13 protein-coding genes are annotated in these 19,348 nt (G+C 68.6%); 8 read left to right on the plus strand and 5 right to left on the minus strand.

Annotation, left to right across the window (positions count from 1 at the left end):
- Positions 1 to 182 precede the first annotated feature (182 nt).
- The 5 genes from I4U41_RS02850 to I4U41_RS02870 all read right to left on the minus strand — a co-directional run bounded on the left by I4U41_RS02850 (position 183) and on the right by I4U41_RS02870 (position 9,617).
- Positions 183 to 3,023 (minus strand): TonB-dependent receptor, encoded by a 2,841-nt coding sequence (locus tag I4U41_RS02850; RefSeq protein ID WP_206859597.1) that lies wholly within the window; start codon positions 3,021 to 3,023, stop codon positions 183 to 185.
- 144 nt (positions 3,024 to 3,167) lie between these two features.
- On the minus strand, positions 3,168 to 4,145 hold the full coding sequence (locus I4U41_RS02855) for a FecR family protein (RefSeq protein WP_206859598.1): 978 nt from the start codon (positions 4,143 to 4,145) through the stop codon (positions 3,168 to 3,170).
- Positions 4,142 to 5,011 carry an RNA polymerase sigma factor gene (locus I4U41_RS02860; protein ID WP_206859599.1) on the minus strand — a complete coding sequence of 290 codons (870 nt, stop codon included), beginning with the start codon at positions 5,009 to 5,011 and terminating at the stop codon, positions 4,142 to 4,144. Before I4U41_RS02860 ends, I4U41_RS02855 begins: the two co-directional genes overlap by 4 nt.
- 54 nt (positions 5,012 to 5,065) lie before the next feature.
- Positions 5,066 to 6,613, minus strand: coding sequence for a tetratricopeptide repeat-containing sulfotransferase family protein (locus I4U41_RS02865; protein ID WP_206859600.1), 1,548 nt, complete (start codon positions 6,611 to 6,613; stop codon positions 5,066 to 5,068).
- A gap of 64 nt (positions 6,614 to 6,677) precedes the next feature.
- Entirely contained in the window at positions 6,678 to 9,617 is a 2,940-nt protein-coding gene (locus tag I4U41_RS02870) for a TonB-dependent receptor domain-containing protein (RefSeq protein WP_206859601.1), read from the minus strand.
- A 422-nt stretch (positions 9,618 to 10,039) separates the two neighbouring features.
- Here I4U41_RS02870 and pyrH point away from each other — a divergent pair, with 422 nt between their 5' ends.
- The 8 genes from pyrH (at position 10,040) to bamA (ending at position 19,342) form a co-directional block, all read left to right on the plus strand.
- Positions 10,040 to 10,765, plus strand: coding sequence for a UMP kinase (pyrH, locus tag I4U41_RS02875; protein WP_206859603.1), 726 nt, complete (start codon positions 10,040 to 10,042; stop codon positions 10,763 to 10,765).
- A gap of 141 nt (positions 10,766 to 10,906) precedes the next feature.
- Positions 10,907 to 11,866 (plus strand): cation diffusion facilitator family transporter, encoded by a 960-nt coding sequence (locus tag I4U41_RS02880; RefSeq protein WP_206859605.1) that lies wholly within the window; start codon positions 10,907 to 10,909, stop codon positions 11,864 to 11,866.
- 105 nt (positions 11,867 to 11,971) lie between these two features.
- Positions 11,972 to 12,529, plus strand: coding sequence for a ribosome recycling factor (gene frr / locus I4U41_RS02885; RefSeq protein WP_206859608.1), 558 nt, complete (start codon positions 11,972 to 11,974; stop codon positions 12,527 to 12,529).
- 21 nt (positions 12,530 to 12,550) lie between these two features.
- A complete protein-coding gene (gene uppS, locus I4U41_RS02890; protein ID WP_206859612.1) occupies positions 12,551 to 13,318 on the plus strand; it encodes a polyprenyl diphosphate synthase in 768 nt (255 codons plus the stop codon).
- A complete protein-coding gene (locus I4U41_RS02895; protein ID WP_206859613.1) occupies positions 13,315 to 14,166 on the plus strand; it encodes a phosphatidate cytidylyltransferase in 852 nt (283 codons plus the stop codon). Before uppS ends, I4U41_RS02895 begins: the two co-directional genes overlap by 4 nt.
- 47 nt (positions 14,167 to 14,213) lie before the next feature.
- Complete coding sequence (locus I4U41_RS02900; protein WP_206859616.1) at positions 14,214 to 15,380, plus strand: 1-deoxy-D-xylulose-5-phosphate reductoisomerase; 1,167 nt, start codon at positions 14,214 to 14,216, stop codon at positions 15,378 to 15,380.
- A 27-nt stretch (positions 15,381 to 15,407) separates the two neighbouring features.
- Complete coding sequence (gene rseP, locus I4U41_RS02905) at positions 15,408 to 16,772, plus strand: RIP metalloprotease RseP (protein ID WP_206859620.1); 1,365 nt, start codon at positions 15,408 to 15,410, stop codon at positions 16,770 to 16,772.
- Positions 16,773 to 16,858: 86 nt separating this feature from the next.
- A complete protein-coding gene (gene bamA, locus I4U41_RS02910; RefSeq protein WP_206859622.1) occupies positions 16,859 to 19,342 on the plus strand; it encodes an outer membrane protein assembly factor BamA in 2,484 nt (827 codons plus the stop codon).
- Positions 19,343 to 19,348 lie beyond the last annotated feature (6 nt).

Consider the following 19,348-nt stretch of genomic DNA (forward strand, 5'->3'; position numbering starts at 1 on the left):
CGGCGACCGGAGGGAGTGCGGAGGGGTTGGGGCAGCGGAGGGTCAGCGCGCGAGAAAGCCGAAGCGCCCAGCTGTTGCAGTCCGGGCAAGCGAAGCGCACCCGGGCTACAAGAGCTACAAGCGCTTGGCCCCGCGCCGGCGGGGAATGACGAATGGAACGGCGAGCGACGTACGTCCCCGCCTCAGAACCGGTACGTCGCACTCACCAGGTAATAGCGCCCGCGCGGGTCGTCGTAGGCGATGTCGTAGCCGCCCTTCAACGGGTCGTAGTTGCGCGGTTCGCGGTCGGTGACGTTGTCGATGTTCAGCGACAGGCGCCAGTGTTCGAAACCGACGTACGCCAGGTACACATCCGCCGTCGTCGAAGCCGGGGTACGGCATTTCCCCGCCTCCGCGTTCGGGGCCGGACAGGGGCGGCCGGGCGATGCGATCTCCACCGGGCCGAGCTGGTGCACGTTGAGCGTGGAGATCCAGTCGCCGTACAGCCATTCGATCCCCGCCAGCACCGAGCGTTTCGGCGAGCCGTGGCCGGCGTAATCGAGCACCGGCGCATCCGGACTCGCCTGCCGCTCCAGCGACGACAGATAGCTCGCGGCGAGGCGGAAGGTGAAACGTCCGGCGCCGGCAGTGTCGAGGCGGTACTCGGACTGCAGTTCCCAGCCTTCGGCCTGCGTGCGACCGACGTTGGTGAAGTAGTCGTTGATCGCGATCAGCCCACCCTGGGCGTCGCGTTGCCAGGACAGCGGGAATGACTCCGGATCGGACAACGCATCGGTGGTGACGATCTCGTTGCGGCGGCGGATGCGGAAGCGGTCGAGGCTGACGTCGAACGACGCCGTCGGCGCCCACACCAGTCCCAGCGTCTGGCTGCGCGAGGTTTCCGGCTGCACGTCGGGATTCTCGATCGCGCCATGCGTGACGAGGCAGTAATCCACGCCCATGAAACTGACCGGCACGGCGCAGGGCGCCAGCGCAGGCGTGGCTTCGACCACCTCGAACGTGCCGCCGCCGATGCTCGGGCGGCGCAGTTCGAACAGCGACGGAGCGCGATAACCGGTCGCCGAGGTCGCACGCACCGTCAACGTATCCAGCGGCATCCACTTCAGGCCGAACATCGGCGAGGTTTCGCTGCCATATCCCTGCCGATGATCGATGCGCCACGCGGCATCGGCATGCAGCCAGGTCGTGATGGGCAGGCTCATCTCGGCATAGAACGCCGAGCTGGTCCGATGATCGTCGAGCCGGCTCTTCTGCGCGCCCAGTGCCACGTCGCCGTCGAGCATGCGCTGGTCCGGCGCGTTGCGCAGCGCATCGCGCGACCACTCCACGCCCAGCGCGACCTGCGCCTGCCCGCCCGGCAGCGTGAACCACGCGCCGTTGGTGGCGAAGGTGACCTGGTCGAAACGCGCGTCGCCCTCCACTTCTATCCGGGGCGACATCGCGCGGATCACCTCGGGCGGATTGTCCGGCGAGTTGAAGCGATAGCTGAAATCCGCCAGCGCCTGCGACAACGCCGCGGTGCTGATGAGGCCGTCGATCTGGTTGTCGACGCGGTTGCGATGATGCGACGCGCCCGCGCGCCATTCCCAGTCGCCCCACAGGCCGGACAGGCCGAGGTCGAGGTCGGCGCTTTGCGAACTGCTGCGGCTGCGGATCGGCCCGACGTCGAAGAACGCGTAGTCCAGCTGCACCGGCGTCTCGGGCGGAAACGGATTGTCCGGATGCACCGCCGGCAACCGGATCGATCCGTACAGCGGCGCGCCCTGCAGCCGCTGCTGCACCTGGCCCAGGCGCAACGAGCCATCGAACTCCAGCGTGCCGCCCAACGGCTGGCGCAGGCGCGCGTAGACCGCGCCGCTTTCCATTTCAGGTTGCAGCGTGAGGTACTGCGGCACGTCGAGGAAGCACCCGCCTTCGGCATCGCGCACCGCATCCGGGCAGGCCGGCTGCACGATCGTCAGGTCGATCAGGCTGAAGTACCCCAGCGGGATGCGGCGATCGGTCAACCCCATGCGGCTCTGGTCCGCGGTGCGCCAGTCGCGCGCGTCGCCCTGCAGCGCGTCGCGATGGAAATAGTCGGCGCCGAGGAAGAAATTGCCGTCGTTCCTGGTCGCCTGGCCGTAGCTGAGCGACAGCCGGCGCTGCTCCGCATCGCCCTGCTCCGACAGCCCGTAGCGCGCGGTCACCTCGGCGCCCTGCTGTTCCTTGCGCAGGATGATGTTGATGACGCCGGCCATCGCATCGGCGCCGTAGATGGCCGACGCACCGCCGCGCATCACTTCGATGCGGTCGACCATCGTCAGCGGAATGCCGTTGAGATCGGTGAGTCCGCCCAGGTCCGCCGACGCGAGGCCGTAGTTCGCCACGCGCCGGCCGTCGATCAGGATCAGCGTCGCGCGCGGACCCAGTCCGTACAGGCTGGTCGTCGCCGCGGCGGCGAACGGCTGCTGCGAGTTGAAGCCGCCATCGGTCGCCACGTCCACCGGGTGGTGGCTGATCATGCCGGGCTGGTAGCTCAGCAGTTCGAACACCGTCTGGTAGCCGCTGGCCTCGATCTGCGCACGGCTGATGCGCGTGAGCGGCGCCGGCGTCACCACGTCGATGGACGCGCGCGGGATGTGCGTGCCGGTGACTTCCACCGTCGCCAGTTCGACCGGCTCGCGCGAAACCACGGGCGTGGGCGGCGCGATGTCGGGCGTGGGCGCGCGTTCGATCAGGAACGTGTTGGGCGTGACCTGCACCGCCTGCAGGCCGCTGTCGCGCAGCAGTATTTCGAGCGCGCGCGCGGGCGGCAGGTCCGCCTGCATGCCGGACGAACGCCGCTGTGCGACGAGACCCGGCGCATACATCAGCTGCACGCGGCCCTGCGTGGCGAGCGTCTGCAATGCGTGGTCGAGCGTGCCCGCCGGGATGACGAAGCGCACGGCCGATGAAGCGGATTCGGCGGCGAGCGCCGGTGCGGCGGCGCAGGCGAGCGAAAGCGCACCGGCAATGGCGAGGGCGAGTCGGAACTTCCTGGCCATTGTTGCTTGCGCGAGTCAACGTGAAAGTTGCTCACACGATACGAGAGCGCGGCTCCGCCACGCAACGTTTGCTTAACGATCCGGCGCCATACCTTGCCGGATCTGTGGTTTCGCGCGGGAAAGATGCGACGCGCGGCCGACCGCTCAGCGATCGCGCCGATGCAGCACGATCTCGTCCGCGCCGCGACGTTCCGCGCGCAGCGACCAGCCTCGTTCGAGCACCGCGACCAGCGCGTCCTGGTCGCCGGCGTGGAACACGCCGCTGACCACCAGACCGCCCAGAGCGGGATCGGCCAGGCGCACCTGCTGCTTCGAATAGCGGTTCATTTCGATCAGCAACTCGTCGAGACGACGCTCCCTGAACACCAGGTCGCCCTGCGGCCAGGCGCGCGCGCCCGTCACGTCGAGCGGCGCCTTCGGGCCGATGCGGCCGTTGGCGTCCACGCGCACCTGCTCGCCCGGCGAGAGCGTGGCGACGTTGCGATCGCCCTTCGCGCTCACGTCGACGCGGCCTTCGAGCAGGCCCACGTCCACCGCGCCGTCGCGGTGCGCGACCTGGAACGTCGTGCCGATGTCGCGCACGGTGCTCGGCCCGGCCTTCACCCGGAACGGCCGCTGCTCGTCGTGCCCGACGACGAACTGCGCGCGGCCCTTCGCCAGTTCGACGAGACGTTCGCGCGAATCGAACATCGCGGTGAGCTGCGTGCCGGTATCGAGCAGCACGACGGTGCCGTCGGCCAGCGTGACTTCGCTCTGCTCGCCCATCGCGGTGGCGTAATGCTGCGGAACCACGGTGGATTCAGGCTCGTAGCGCCACCAGATCGCGGCCACGGCGACGACCAGCATCGCGGCGGCGGCGGCCGGGATCCACGCGCGCCGTGCGGTGATCGCCGGCGCGCGGCGCACCGCACGGGCGGCGGCGCGGACCATCTCGTCCGACTGCAGCTGCGCCGACAGCGCCTGCACGCGTTCGACCTCCAGCCAGGCCTCGATGTGCCGCGGCGATTGCGCCAGCCAGTCCTCGAAGGCCGCGCGGTCGGCCGGCGTGCAGTCGGGCGCCATCAGGCGCGCCATCCATGCTTCGGCCTGGCCGTCGGCGGGTTGCGACGTCCGTGTGTTCATGTGCGTTCCTCGCGATCGGCGCCCTCGTCGCGGAGCTTCGAACGAAGCAGCGACAGCGCCTTTCCGATGTGCTTTTCGACGGCCTTCACCGAGATCCCGCAGTGCTGCGCGATCTGGCTGTAACTCAGGCCCTCGATGCGGTTGAGCAGGTACACCTGGCGGCAGCGGTCGGGCAGCTGCAGGATCGTCGCGCGCACCAGCGCCAGCTCCTGTTCGTGCCCGATGCGCGTCTCGTGGCTGGGCTCCAGCGACGGCAGGCCGACGAAATCCTGGTCGAGGCTGACGTGCGCGAACACCTGCCGCGTCGAATCGCGCCGGCCGCGATCGTGGATCACGTTGATGGCGATGCGGTACATCAGCGGGCGCAGCTGTTCGACCGGCTGCTCGCGGTAGCGCATCAGGCGCACGAGCGCTTCCTGCGCCACGTCCTGCGCGTCGTCCTCGCCGATGCGTCGACTGAGCCAGGCGACGAGCATCGGCCGGTGCTCGCGCAGGAACCGGTCGAAGCCGTCCGCGCCCTCGCCCACGGCGGGCGGCACGTCCTCGTCCGGCGGGCTGGCGTGGGTCGTCGCGCCCGAGGGGGTCATGCCGATCGCCTCGCCCGTGGGCAGGGCCAGCCCGAAGGCCGAAAACGATTCGAACGCATGGTAGGGACCGGGGGCTCCTGCGGGGGCGGCATCGAGCTCGACGCGGTCCGGATCGCCCCACTCCAGGCCGGTTTCGTCCTCCGAAACCGAGCCGCAAACACCGGACTGCGCTTGCTGCAATGCGAATTTGTAGCACGCGCGCACGGCCCATGCGGAGCCCTCGCCGGCCAAGGGGCCGACGGCATCCGTCGCGAGCGCGTGGTACGAGCGTCCGTCCATGCCTCATCAACGCAGGCGGCCGGCCCTACCCCACCCGGCGCGGCCGGCGTCCGTTCAGGACTGCAACGCGGTTCGCAGCGGCTCCAGCCAGGACGCGTACCGGCGCCACTTGGGCTCGGCGCGGGCGCGCACGCCTTCACGGACCTGAACCGCGCTCGCCGTCGCGACGCCGCGATCCCGCCCGCGCGGGTCCAGCATCGCCGGCGTGAACTCCAGCTCGCAGAACGCCGCGACCCGGCGCATTTCGACATCCGGGTGCGTGGTGAGCCCGGCGTAGTCCACGTCGAGCACGCGGCCCGGGAACCGCGCGTGCCAGTGCGCCATCAGCCGCCGGTACTGCGCGTGGTAATCGCCCAGTTCGTGCTGCCCGTAGGAATGCGGATTCGCGTCGGAGAACAGCTCGCGCAGGTTGGAGAAGCACGTCTCCATCGGGTCGCGCCGCATGTGCAGGATCTTCGCGTGCGGCAGCGCGCGGCAGATGTGTCCAACGTGGAAGAAATTGGTGGGCAGCTTGTCGGTGAAGGCGGTTGCGCCCTCCAGCCGCCACGCGACGCCGTCGAGATAACCGCGCCCGACCTGCGCGAAATCGACCGCTCCCGCGCGCACGACGACGGTCGTGTCGATCACGCCGCGACAGTGGCGATCGGTCGCCTCGCGCATGCGCGAGGTGAAGTCGTACAGCTCGCCCAGCGCGGCGACGCCGGGATGTCCGGCGAGCAGTTGCTCCAGCAGCGTGGTGCCGGAGCGATGCATGCCGACGATGAAGATCGGCGTGGGGCCTTCGGCATCGCGTTCCGCGACGGCGGGCGTCGGCGCTGCGAACAGCGCGTCGACCACCGCACGCGTTTCGGACGCCGCGTAACGCAGCGTCGACCGCTTCGCACGGCAGCCCAGCTCCAGCGCCTGCCACGCGGCCGGCACGTCGCCGAGGTCGTCGAATTCCTTGTGCAGCGCGAAGGCGAGCAGCGCGACATCTTCCGCGCGGCGGCCCGGTCGCGAAAGCTGCGTGCGGATCGCATCGACGTGGTTGGACTCCGGCGTCTGCCTGCGCAGGCGCGACAGCGACCACCATGCCGAGGCCAGTTCCGGCGCGCGCCGCACGCAGCGCATGAGGTCCGCTTCGGCCTCGTCGAACCGTCCGAGATACGTGAGCACCTGGCCGCGCGAGGCCAGCGTCGGCGGGTAATCGGGATCGCCTCGATACGCCTCGTCGAGCAGCGCCAGCGCTTCTTCCTGGCGATTGAGGTAGCTCAGCTGCGCGGCGAAGGTCAGCAGCAGCGGGATGCTCACTTCACGCAACGGCGGAAGACGCTGCATGCATTCGCGAAGCGCGCCGGCTTCGTTGAACGTGCGCAGCCGGCGCACGAGTTCCTGCACGACGGCGTCGCCGCGCGGGCGCAGCGCATGCGCGCGGAGCGCGGCCTCGCGCGCGGCGCGGTATCGGCCATCCAGCGATTCGACATAGGACAACTGCAACGGCGCCCGCGCATCGTCCGGCGCGAGCGTTTCGGCGGCCTGCAACGCCTGCCGGGCGTGGGCGAAATCGCGCGTGGCGGCGAGGCCTTCGGCGCGTTCCAGCAACGAATCTATGTTCTGGTCCATTTCATCCGGAAGGCCGCGACCGCCCCGTGCTTCCGCACGGGACGGCCACGGCGTGCTGCGGTTGTCACCAGTCGTACTGCACCATGAAACGCACCGCGCGCGGCGCCTGGTACACGGTCGGCGTCAGGTAGGTGATGCCGAACAGCGGATTGCCCGTGCTGTCCTCGCCGAACTCGTCCACCGCCAGCGCCTTCTGCCGGTTGAACACGTTGAACACGTCCATCTTGAACGCCAGGCGGCCCTCGGCGAACGACGGCCGGTAGGCCACGTTCAGGTCGACGTTCCAGATGTCCGGCGTGCGGCCGGCCGAGCCGCGGCGCACGATCGTCGTGCCGTTGCTGCCCGTCTCCGGATCCACCGGGCCGGTATCGCAAGAGAAGTAGCTCGCGCCATAGCCGGTGGGATCATCGGCGTACACGCCGAAGCAGTTGATCGGGCGACCGCTCTGGAACAGGAAGTTCGCACCCATCGACCACTGGTCGCTGAACTCGTAGTTGCCGAACAGCTTCAGCGTGTGGCGGCGGTCGTTCGGCAGGTAGCCGTCGGCGCCGACCATCAGCTCGGGGTAGTCGAAGTCCTGGGTGACGCCGGTGTCATCCTGGCCGATGTCGGACTTCACGCCGCCTTCCGCGTTGCCCTTGTTCTTCGACCAGGTGTAGGAACCCTGCAGGAAGAACTTGTCGGTCAGCTGGCCCTCGGCGAACAGTTCCACCGCCGTGTAGGTGCGCTTGGCCTTCGGGCCGAGCTTGTCGGCGGGGATCACCACGTGCTCCAGCGTGCCGTCGGCGTCGATGTCGATCTGCACGTCCAGGTCGCTGCCCGGGTTGTAGATGTGGCAGTAGGTGAACGCCGGGTTGTAGGAGTCGATCGCGTAGCCGTTGTCGGACGCCCACTCCTCGAACACGCGGTAATCGCAGTGGTCGTCGATGCCGCGCTTGAGCTCGCGGTAGATCGCGCGCACGCCGCCGGAGAAGTTGTCGGTCAGCGCCTTCTGGAAACCCAGGATGTATTCGTCCTGGTACTGCGGGTCCAGGTTGTTGGACGCGATCGTGCGCGGGTCCTTCGCGGTGCCGAACTCGTTGTTGAGGTACGACAGTTCGTCGCGCGCGTCGCCCGTGGCGGTCGGGTTGATCGGTGCGCCGGTCACCGGATCGACGCCGTCGTAGTGCAGGTATTCCTGGCTGTACAGCGACGGGCTGGAGCCGCGCACCGCCACGTTGGCGGCGATCGGCAGCGCGTAGCGGCCGGCGTTACCGAAGATCTTCAGCGACGAATCGCCGTTGACGTCCCACGAGAAACCCAGGCGCGGGCCGAACTGGTCGTCCTGCTTGACGTAGGTCTGGCCCTCGCCGTTCTTGTTCTCGAAGCTGTCCCAGCGCAGGCCGACGTAGGCGATGAAGTTGTCGGTGATGCTCCAGCTGTCCTCGATGTAGAACGCCTCGGATTCGACCTCGACGTCCGCACCGGTCTGGAACACGCGGCGACGCACCATGTCCTCGCCGCGACGGGTGACGTAGCGCCACGCGACGCCGCCCTCGCTCGCCTCGCCGTCGCGCGACTTGAACGTGTCGGTGTCGTAGCCGAAGCGCAGCAGATGCGAGCCCAACTGCCATTCGGCGTCGATGCGGAACTGCTCGCGCTTGTCGCGCGCGTCGGCCAGGCCGAGGTTGCGCGCGGTGTCGGACGAACCGGTGAGGAAGGCGCACGAACTCGTGTACGCCGGGATCAGGCCGGCGACCGCGTCCGGACGGCCGTCGGTCACCACCGGGCAGCCTGCGGCGCCGATGATGCCGGTGGCGTTGTCCGGGCTCACCTGGCCGTCGTACACCAGGCGCTGGCCGTCGGCGTTCACCGCGTAGTTGTTGCGCTTGTATTCGCCCATGCCGTACAGCGCGCTGAGCGTGAAGGTATCGGTGAGATAGCCGGTGTACTTCAGGACGTAGTTGTCGCCGCCGGTCTCGTCGTGGACGGTGCCCAGGAAGTTCTGGCGCTCGCTCACGCCCTGCGGGTTGGCGTAGACGTCGCGCTCGGATTCCTCCTTGTCGGAGAACGCGGTGAATTCGAGCAGGTTGAAGTCGTTGATGTTCCAGTCCAGCTTGACCAGCCAGTTCGGGTTCTTGGAGGTCGTGCTGTCGTTGGCGACGCTGAGGTTGTTGCCGAAGCTGCGCTGGCCGCTCTCGCGGCCGTACTGCACCAGCGCGTAGCCGAACAGCGTGTCCTTCACCAGTGCGCCGCTGGCCCACGCGGAGACGATGGTCTCGGTCGGGTCGCGGTCGCGCGAGTTGTCGGAGATCAGCTGGCCGTCGGGCGAATAGATGTCGCGCCCGGTCGCACGCAGGCTGCTGGCGGTGTAGAAGATGTTGCCGCCGGCGTGGAACTCGTTGGTGCCGCGCTTGGTGATCAGGTTGACCACGCCGCCCAGTGCGCGGCCGAACTCGGCGCCGTAGCCGCCGGTCTTGATCTGCTGCTCGCCGATCGCCTCGAAGGGGATCGTGGCGAAGTTCAGGCCCTTGAACGAGTTGGTGATGTTGAAGCCGTTGACGAAGTAGGCGTTCTCGGCCACCGACGCGCCGCCGAACGACGCCAGGTTGCCGAAGGCCGCATCGCCCTTCACCGTGCCCGGCGCCAGCAGCGCGACGCTGGTGACGTCGCGCGGCACCGGGATCTTGGCGATCTGCTCGGCCGTCAGGATCGTGGTGGACTCCACCGAGGACACGTCGATCGGGTTCACCATCGCCGCGGCGGTGACCTGCACCGCGTCCAGCGTGGTCGCCCCCGCGGCGGCCGCCGCGAAGTTCACCGAGGTGCCGGTGCCGACGTTGACGGTGACGTTCTCGCGTACCGAGGTCGTGCCGTCGGCACGCTGCAGGGTGACGCGGTAGCTGCCGGTCGGCAGTGCGGAAGCGCGATACGAGCCGTCGTTGCCGACGCGGATCTCGCGTTTGAAGCCGGTCGAAGGACTCTCGACCACCACGGTGTCGCCGGCCGCTGCCTGGCCGAACACGGCACCGGCCGTGTTCGACTGGGCGTGAACATTCGTCGCAAAACAAAGGCCAAGCGCTACCGTCAGCGCGCTGCGTCGCAGCGCACGATTCATCGTTGTTCTTGCCACGTTTTGGATCCCCTAATGGAGTTGGGTGCCTTCCCCCCGAAGGCGAGCCGAATATGACTTTCGGCATCCCGCCCGTTCAATCCACGCGACGTGAAATTGTCTTAATCGAGCCATAACCGGCGGATCTGGAAAGATCTGAAGGCAAAGTCAGCAAAGTTCACAATGGCCATCCGGTCAAAAACGCACTTGCCCGTACGTTGCGATTGCATTACCGCCTCTCGATCGGGTCCGGGCGCGTCCCGTCGCCGCGCCTGCGGGCCTCACCCCCGATCCCGTACAATTCCGCCGTTTGCCCACTCTCTTCCGAGGCCCCCATGTCCCAGCTCGCCTATCGCCGTGTCCTGCTCAAACTTTCCGGCGAGGCGCTCATGGGGGACGAGGATTACGGGATCGACCCGAAGATGATCGGCCGCCTCGCCCGCGAGGTGATCGAGGCGCAGCAGGCCGGGGCCGAGGTCGCCCTGGTGATCGGCGGCGGCAACATCTTCCGCGGCGCCGGCCTGGCCGCCGGCGGCATGGACCGGGTGACCGGCGACCAGATGGGCATGCTCGCCACGGTCATCAACGCGCTCGCCATGCAGGACGCGCTGGAGAAGCTCGGCGCCAAGTGCCGGGTGATGAGCGCGATCAAGATCAACGACGTGTGCGAGGACTACATCCGCCGCCGCGCCATCCGACACCTGGAAAAGGGCCGCATCGCGATCTTCGCCGCCGGCACGGGCAACCCGTTCTTCACCACCGATTCGGGCGCGGCGCTGCGTGCGATCGAGATCGGCGCGGACCTGCTGCTGAAGGCGACCAAGGTCGACGGCGTGTACGACAAGGACCCGAAGAAGCACGCCGATGCGGTGCGTTTCGAGAAGCTCAGCTACGACGAGGTCATCGCCCGCGACCTGCAGGTGATGGACACCGCCGCCTTCGCCCTGTGCCGCGACAGCGACCTGCCGCTGCGCATCTTCGACATGGGCCAGCCGGGCCAGTTGCTGAAGATCCTGCGCGGCGAGCACATCGGAACGCTGGTGCAAGGACGTAACGGCTGAGGAACGAGGGAAAAGGAACGAAAGAACGGGGGGTCAGGCCCGCTCCAGGCCGGCGTGTCCCACTGTTTTCCCGTTCCTCGCCACTCGTTCCTCGCTTTGCGTAATAGCGTCCGCCACAACGCCCATGCCACCATCCGCCGCATGGGCCACGGACATCACCACCACCACGCCAGCAGCACGCGCGCCTTCGCCGCGGTCACGCTGATCAATCTCGCCTACACCGCGCTCGAAGCGGGCTACGGCTTCGCGACCAATTCGCTGGCGCTGCTGTCCGATGCGCTGCACAACCTCGGCGACGTGCTCGGCCTTGGCCTGGCCTGGGGCGCGGCGGTGCTCGCCCGGCGCGCGCCGACCGATCGCCACACCTACGGCTGGCGCCGCGCGACGCTGCTTTCGCCGCTCGCCAACGCGCTGCTGCTGGTGGGCTTCTCCGGCGCGCTGATGTGGGAAGCGGTGCGCCGTTTCGATGCGCCGCCGGAAATCCCCGCGCTGCCGGTGATGGTCGTCGCGGCCGTCGGCATCGTCGTGAACCTCGGCGCGGCCTGGCTGGTGCGCGAGGGCCATGAGCACGACCTCAACCGGCGCGGCGCGTTCCTGCACCTGATCGCCGACGCCGCCGTCTCGCTGGCCGCGGTGCTCGCCGGCATGGGCATGTGGTGGCTGGGGTGGGAATGGCTGGATCCGGCGATCGCGCTGCTGATCAGCGTGGTGGTCGCGGTCGGCGCCTTCGGCCTGCTGCGCGATGCGTTCAATGCCGCCATGGACGCCGTGCCGCCGAGCATCCGCCAGGCCGACGTGCAGGCTTTCCTCGCGTCCCAGCCCGGCGTGCAGGCCGTGCATCACCTGCATATCTGGTCGCTGGGCGCGGGCGAGATCGCCATGACCGCGCACCTCGTGCGTCCGACCACGGCGTCCGACGGCGGCGACCACGACGCCTTCATCGACCGGCTGAACCGCGAGCTCGACCAGCGTTTCGGCATCAACCATCCGACCCTGCAGGTCGAACTGGGCCGCGCCTGCGAACACGATCGCCACGATCGCGCGCCGCACGGCGGCCACGACCACGATCATGACCACGACGGCCACCGTCACGCCCACTAGGCGGGTCTGAACGCTACGCTCCCGGCGCCCGGCCCCCGCCCCGGGCGGGGACGCGCGCCCTGCCTATATAATCCCGCGATTACCGCAACAGGACCGGAGCCGGCGATGCTCAACGACATCAAGAAAGACGCACAGACCCGCATGGCCAAGAGCGTCGAAGCGTTTCGCCACGATCTGATCAAGATCCGCACCGGGCGCGCTTCCACCGCGCTGGTCGACCACCTCAAGGTGAACTACTACGGTTCCGACATGCCGCTCTCGCAGGTCGCCACGGTCGCCGTCTCCGACGCGCGCTCGCTGACCATCACCCCGTGGGAGAAGCAGATGGTCGGCGCGGTCGAGAAGGCGATCCTCGCCTCCGACCTGGGCCTGACCCCGAACACCGCCGGCACCGTCATCCGCCTCAACCTGCCCGCGCTGACCGAAGAGCGCCGCAAGGAACTGTCCAAGCTCGTGCACTCGGAAAGCGAGAACGCCAAGGTGGCGATCCGCAACATCCGTCGCGACGCGAACCACCAGGTCAAGGAACTGCTGAAGGAAAAGCAGGTGACCGAGGACGACGTCGCCCGCGCCGAGACCGAGATCCAGAAGATCACCGACGCGGCGATCAAGGACGTCGACGAAGTGGTCAAGGCCAAAGAGCAGGAACTCATGGCCGTCTGACGGGTCAGACCCCGTCGCGCCATGTCATCCGAACCCGCCACCGCAGACGCACGCGTCCCGCGCCACCTCGCCGTCATCATGGACGGCAATGGCCGCTGGGCGGAGCGTCGTCGTCGCCCGCGCGCGATCGGCCACCGCGCCGGCGCGCGCGCGGTCAACGTGTGCATCGACTTCTGCCTCGAACGCGGCATCGAGGCGCTCACCCTGTTCGCGTTCTCCAGCGAGAACTGGGGCCGCCCCGAGGATGAGGTCGGCGCGTTGATGAAGCTGTTCCTCGGCGCGCTGGAGCGCGAGGTCGACGAACTCGACCGTCGCGGCGTGCGCGTGCGCTTCATCGGCGAACGCGAACGCTTCAGCGAAGCGATCCGCAACCAGATGGGCGCCGCCGAGGACCGCACGCGCGCCAACACTCGCCTGCACCTGACCATCGCCGCCAGCTACGGCGGTCGCTGGGACATCGCACAGGCCGCGCGCTCGCTCGCGCGCGACGTCGCCGCCGGCCACCTGGATCCGGACGAGATCGACGAACGCGCGCTCGCCTCGCGCATGTCGCTGGCCGAACTCCCGCCGCCGGATCTGTTCATCCGCACCGGCGGCGAGACGCGCGTCAGCAACTTCCTGCTCTGGCAGCTGGCATACACCGAGCTGTGGTTCACGGACCTGTTGTGGCCCGAATTGGATGCGGCCACACTGCAACGCGCCCTGGACGACTATTCCGGCCGCCAGCGCCGCTTCGGCCTCACTGGCGCGCAGGTCGCGCCGGCCCCGACCAACGAGATTTCCGAATGACCCGAACCCGCCTGCTCGCCGCACTGGTGATGGCGCCGGTCGCGATCGCCGCGATCCTGCTGCTGCCCACCCCCTGGATGGTCGCGGTGGCGGCGGTGCTGTTCCTGGCCGGACTGTGGGAGTGGTTCGACCTGGCCGAGATCGACGACACCCTCGCCCGCACCGTGCTGCTGGTGGCCAACCTGGCGGTGATGGTCGCCATCGTGTGGGCGTCGCGTTCGAGCACCGGCTACAGCATGGTGCTGTTCCAGCTCGCCTGCGTGATCGGCGTGGTGTGGTGGCTCCTCGCGCTCGCGTGGCTGGGGCGGTACGGGTTCGCCAGCGACCACGACACCTACGCGCGTGTCTTCAAGCTCGCCGCCGGCGCGCTGAGCGTGATTCCCGCGTGGTGCGCGCTGGCCTGGATCCACGCCAGCGAACCCGCCGGCCACCGCTGGCTGCTCACCGCGCTGGCGATCGTCTGGGCCGCCGACAGCGGCGCCTACTTCGCCGGCCGCAAGCTCGGCGGCAAGCTGTTCGGCGACCGCAAACTCGCGCCGCGGATCAGCCCGAACAAGACACTGGAAGGACTGCTCGGCGGCGTGGTCGCCGGCATCGCGGTGGGCATCGCGTTCGCGCTGATCGCCGGCGCTTCGCCGAACCAGCTGCCAGCCGTCGCGCTGGTGGCGCTGGTGGCGGTGCTGTTCTCGGTGATCGGCGACCTGTTCGAGAGCCTGCTCAAGCGGCACGCCGGCGTGAAGGACTCGGGCAACCTGATCCCCGGCCACGGCGGCATCCTGGACCGCATCGACGGCGTGCTCGCGGCGTTGCCGGTGTTCGCCGTGGGCAAGGCCATGTTCGGTTTCTGATGATCGGCCTGCGATGAAACGTGCCCTGCACATGAGCGTGAACTGACATGCGTCGCGTCGCCGTCCTTGGAGCCACCGGCTCGATCGGCACGTCCGCGCTGGACGTGATCGCGCGCCATCCGCAGCGCCTGCGCGCCACGGTGCTGGCCGCCGGCAGCAATGCAGGCGCGCTGGTCGAACTGTGCCGCCGCCATCGTCCCGAGCACGCCGTGATCGCCGACGAGGCCTGCTTCGCCGCGCTGCGCGACGGCCTGCGCGATGCGGAACTGCCGACGCAGCCGCATTGCGGCGACGACGTGCTGCAGCAGCTCGTCGCCGGGGATGCCTGCGACATCGTGGTCGCGGCCATCGTCGGCGCGGCCGGGCTGCCGTCCACGCTCGCGGCCGCGCGCGCGGGCAAGCGCATCCTGCTGGCGAACAAGGAATCCCTCGTGCTCGCCGGCGAACTGCTGATGCAGGCCGCGCACGCCGGCGGCGCGACCATCGTGCCGGTGGACAGCGAGCACAACGCGATCTTCCAGTGCCTGCCCGACGCGCACGCGCACGCGGGCCTGCGACGCATCCTGCTCACCGCTTCGGGCGGGCCGTTCCGCGGTCGCCGTCGCGAGACGCTGGGCGATGTGACGCCCGAGCAGGCCGTCGCCCATCCGAAGTGGTCGATGGGGCCGAAGATCTCGGTCGATTCGGCCACGCTGATGAACAAGGGCCTGGAGGTCATCGAGGCGCACCACCTGTTCGGCGTCGACGGCGGCCGCATCCAGGTGCTGGTGCATCCGCAGAGTCTGGTGCATTCGCTGGTGGAATTCGTCGACGGTTCCACCCTCGCCCAGCTCGGCCTGCCGGACATGCGCACGGCGATCGCCGTGGGCTTCGGCTGGCCCGAACGCATCGAGTCCGGCGTGTCCGGGCTGGACATGCTGGCGCACGGCCGGCTCGATTTCGAACCGCCGGACCTGGACGCCTTCCCCTGCCTTCGCCTGGCGTTCGAGGCGTTGTCGGCGGGCGGCACCGCGCCGGCCGTCCTGAACGCCGCCAACGAAGTCGCGGTTTCAGCGTTTCTTCAGCGCCGCATCGGTTTCCTAGCGATACCCGCGCTGGTCGAGGACACCCTCGCCGCGCTTCCTTCCACCCCGGCGACGTCGCTGGCGGCCCTGCGCGATGCCGATGCCCAGGCACGACGCCACGCCGCGCAGGCCGTCGCCGCCCGTGCATGATCACCGCCCGCCTGAGCCCGCATCGTCATGAGTGAGTTCCTCGGCTCCATCTGGTGGTTGATCGTCGCCCTCGGCGTGCTGGTCACGTTCCACGAGTTCGGCCATTACTGGGTGGCGCGCCGCTGCGGGGTCAAGGTGCTGCGCTTCTCGGTCGGCTTCGGCAAGCCGCTGTGGATGCGCCGCGGCAAGGACGGAACCGAGTACGTGATCGCCGCGATCCCGCTCGGCGGCTACGTCAAGATGCTCGACGAGCGCGAGTCCACCGTGCCGGCCGCGCTGCTTGCGCAGGCGTTCAACCGGCAATCGGTGTGGAAGCGCATTGCGATCGTCATCGCCGGCCCGATCGCGAACCTGATCCTGTGCGTGGCGCTGTTCTGGGCGATGTTCGTGGTCGGCCGCGCCGACTACGCGCCGGTCGTCGGCCACGCCACGGGCATCGCCGCCTCCGCCGGCCTGCGCCAGGGCGACACGATCCTCGCCGTGGGCGAACGCGACACGCCGACCTGGAGCGAGGCGGTGCTGGCGCTGATCCCCGCCGCGCTCGACCACGCCGACACGAAGGTCCGCGTGCGTACCGCCGCCGGCGACGAGGCCACGCGCCAGTTGCCCCTGTCCGACCTGCCCGCCACGTTCGACGAGCGGCGCGCGGTGGAGGTCATCGGCCTGACGCCGCGCCACATGCTGGTGCCGGCGCTCGTGGGACGCGTCGTGCCGCAGACGCCCGCCTGGGGCGTGCTCGCCGAAGGCGACCGCATCACCGCCATCGACGGCCAGCCGATCGCCGCGTGGGACGACATCGGCCCGCGCGTGCAGACGCTCGGCGCGCGCAACGGCCCGGCGATGATCGAGGTGGAGCGCAAGGGCGACCGCCTCGCGCTGGAGATCACCCCGCAGCGCATGAAGCAGCCGGAGACCGGGCAGGAATACTGGGGCCTCGGCGTGGGCGCGGCGCGCCCGCCGGAACCGGCCAAGGACGCGGTGCTGCGCTACGGCCCCGTCGCCGCGGTCCCGGCCGCGTTCCGCGAAAGTGTCCACCAGGCGCACGAATTGTTCGCAATGATCGGCCGCGCCTTCACCGGCCGCGTGTCGGTGCAGAACACCGTCGCCGGCCCGATCACCATCGCGCGCGCAGCGAACATGTCGGCCCAGCACGGCACGGCGTGGTTCCTGCAGATGCTCGCGATGCTCTCGCTCAGCCTGGGCATCCTGAACCTGCTGCCGATCCCGATCTTGGACGGCGGTCACCTGCTGTATTACCTTATCGAGCTGGTCAAAGGCAGCCCGGTCAGCGAACGAGCGATGGCCGCCGGGCAGTACGTGGGCCTGGCGCTGATCGCCGGCCTGATGGGCCTGGCGTTCTACAACGACATCATGAACAACCTGGTGCGCTGATGCCGGACACCTGCTTGCGCAGACTCGCTTCCGCCTCGACCCGACGCCCGGACCCGGGCCTCCACGACCCCCAACCGGACGTATCAATGACGCCAACGCCGACCCGCCGCCTGCTCGCCCTCGCCCTGATCGCGGCGATGGGCACGACCGCCCTGCCCGCGCTGGCGCAGTCGGCCGATCCGTTCGCGCTCGCAGGCTCGCCGCAGACCACGGCGATCGGTTCCTTCACCGTTCGCGACATCCGCGTGGACGGCCTGCAGCGCATCGCCGCCGGTACGGTGTTCACCTACCTGCCGATCGAGCGCGGCGACACCATCGACGCCTCGCGCGTCGGCGATGCGATCCGCGCGTTGTACCGGACGGGCTTCTTCGAGGACGTGAACATCGGCCGCCAGGACGACATCCTCGTCGTCACCGTCACCGAGCGTCCGGCGATCAACAAGCTCACCCTGACCGGCAACAAGGACATCAAGACCGAGGACCTGCTCAAGGGCCTCAAGGAAGCCGGCCTGTCCGAAGGCGACACCTTCGACCGCCTCGCGCTCGACCGCGTGACGCAGGAACTGACGCGCCAGTACAACAACCGCGGCAAGTACAACGTCGAGATCAATCCGACGGTCTCGCGACTGGACCGCAACCGCGTCGACATCACCATCGCGGTGAAGGAAGGCAAGGCGGCCAAGATCCGCCACGTCAACCTGATCGGCAACGAGAAGTTCGGCGACGAGGACATCCTCGACACCTGGGAGTCGAAGGAGCACAACTGGCTGAGCTGGTACCGCCGCGACGACCAGTACTCGCGCGAGAAGCTCTCCGGCGACCTGGAAAAGCTCAACTCCTGGTACCTGGACCGCGGCTACGTCGACTTCAGCGTGGACTCCACGCAGGTCGCGATCAGCCCGGACCGCCAGGACATGTTCATCACCGCCGGCGTGACCGAAGGCGAGCAGTACAAGATCGCCAGCGTGCAGGTCACCGGCGACACGGTCCTGCCGAAGGAGCAGATCGAGCGCCTGGTGCTGGTGAAGCCCGACCAGATCTTCTCGCGCCGCCTGCTGGAGATCAGCTCCGACGCGATCATCAACACGCTCAGCAACGTCGGTTACGCGTTCGCGCAGGTCAATCCGATCCCGGACGTCAACCGCGAGGACAAGACCGTCGGCATCAACATGCAGGTCGTGCCGGGCCCGCGCGTCAACGTGCGCCGCATCACCTACAAGGGCAACAGCCGCACCAGCGATGAAGTGATCCGTCGCGAGATGCGCCAGTTCGAAGGTTCGTGGTACTCGCAGGCCGCGATCGACCGCTCGAAGATCCGCCTGCAGCAGCTGGGCTACTTCGAGACCGTCGACGTCGAGACCGTGCCGGTGCCGGGCACCAACGACCAGGTCGACGTGGTCTACAACCTCAAGGAAACCACCTCGGGCAGCTTCGTGTTCGGCCTGGGCTTCTCGCAGCTGTCGGGCCTCACCGCGCAGATCCAGCTGTCGCAGTCCAACTTCCTGGGCAGCGGCAACCAGGTGTCGGTGCAGGCGCAGCGCAACGACTACATGCAGCGCTACGACTTCTCGTTCCGCAATCCGTACTTCACGGACAACGGGCTGTCGCTGGGCTACAACCTGTGGTGGCGCGAACTCGACTACTCCGACTTCAACACCGCCCAGTACTCGACCAACAGCGGCGCCGCGCAGGCGGTGTTCGGCCTGCCGATCACCGAGACCGACACGGTCACCGCGATGCTCGGCATCGACACCAACGAGATCCTGGTCTTCCCGGGATCCACGCCGCAGAGCATCGTCGACTACATCCTCGCGATGGACCAGCAGACCTTCCACGCCTGGCGCGCGGAAGTGGGCTGGGGCCGCAACTCGCTGGACAGCTACCTGACCCCGACGCGCGGCATGCAGCAGCGCGTGTGGCTGGAAACCACGCTGCCCGGCTCGACCGCCGAGTACTACAAGCTCAACTACAACATCTCCAAGTTCTGGCCGCTGTCGCGCCACTTCGTGCTCAACACGCGCGCCGAACTGGGCTACGGCGACAGCTACGGCAACGACAAGACCCGCAATCTCTGCAGGACGCCGGGCAACTACAGCTGCGTGGAAGGCGACGACGACTTCATCCGGACGATCACCGCGACGGGCCTGCCGTTCTTCGAGAACTTCTACGCCGGTGGCGTGCGCTCGGTGCGCGGCTTCACCGACAACACGCTGGGTCCGCGCGACTCGCCGGCCGGCAACCCGAACTACCAGCAGCCGATCGGCGGCGCGTTCAAGACCGTGGGCTCGCTGGAAATGTACTTCCCGACCCTGCTCGACACGCCGGCCGCGCGCGTCTCCGCGTTCTTCGACGTCGGCAACGTCTACAAGGACTACGACGCCTTCGACGCCGGGGAGCTGCGCATGTCGACGGGTATCGCGCTGATGTGGCGTTCGCCGATGGGACCGATCTCGATCAGCTACGCGTTCCCGATCAAGAAGCAGGAGACCGAGTACGCCCCGAACGGCGCGTTGCTGCGCGAAGGCGACGAGCTGGAGCGCCTGCAGTTCACCTTCGGCGGTACGTTCTGACGGCGC

It is taken from the genome of Lysobacter changpingensis (genome assembly GCF_017308985.1).
GTDB classification, from domain to species: Bacteria; Pseudomonadota; Gammaproteobacteria; order Xanthomonadales; family Xanthomonadaceae; genus Lysobacter_J; species Lysobacter_J changpingensis.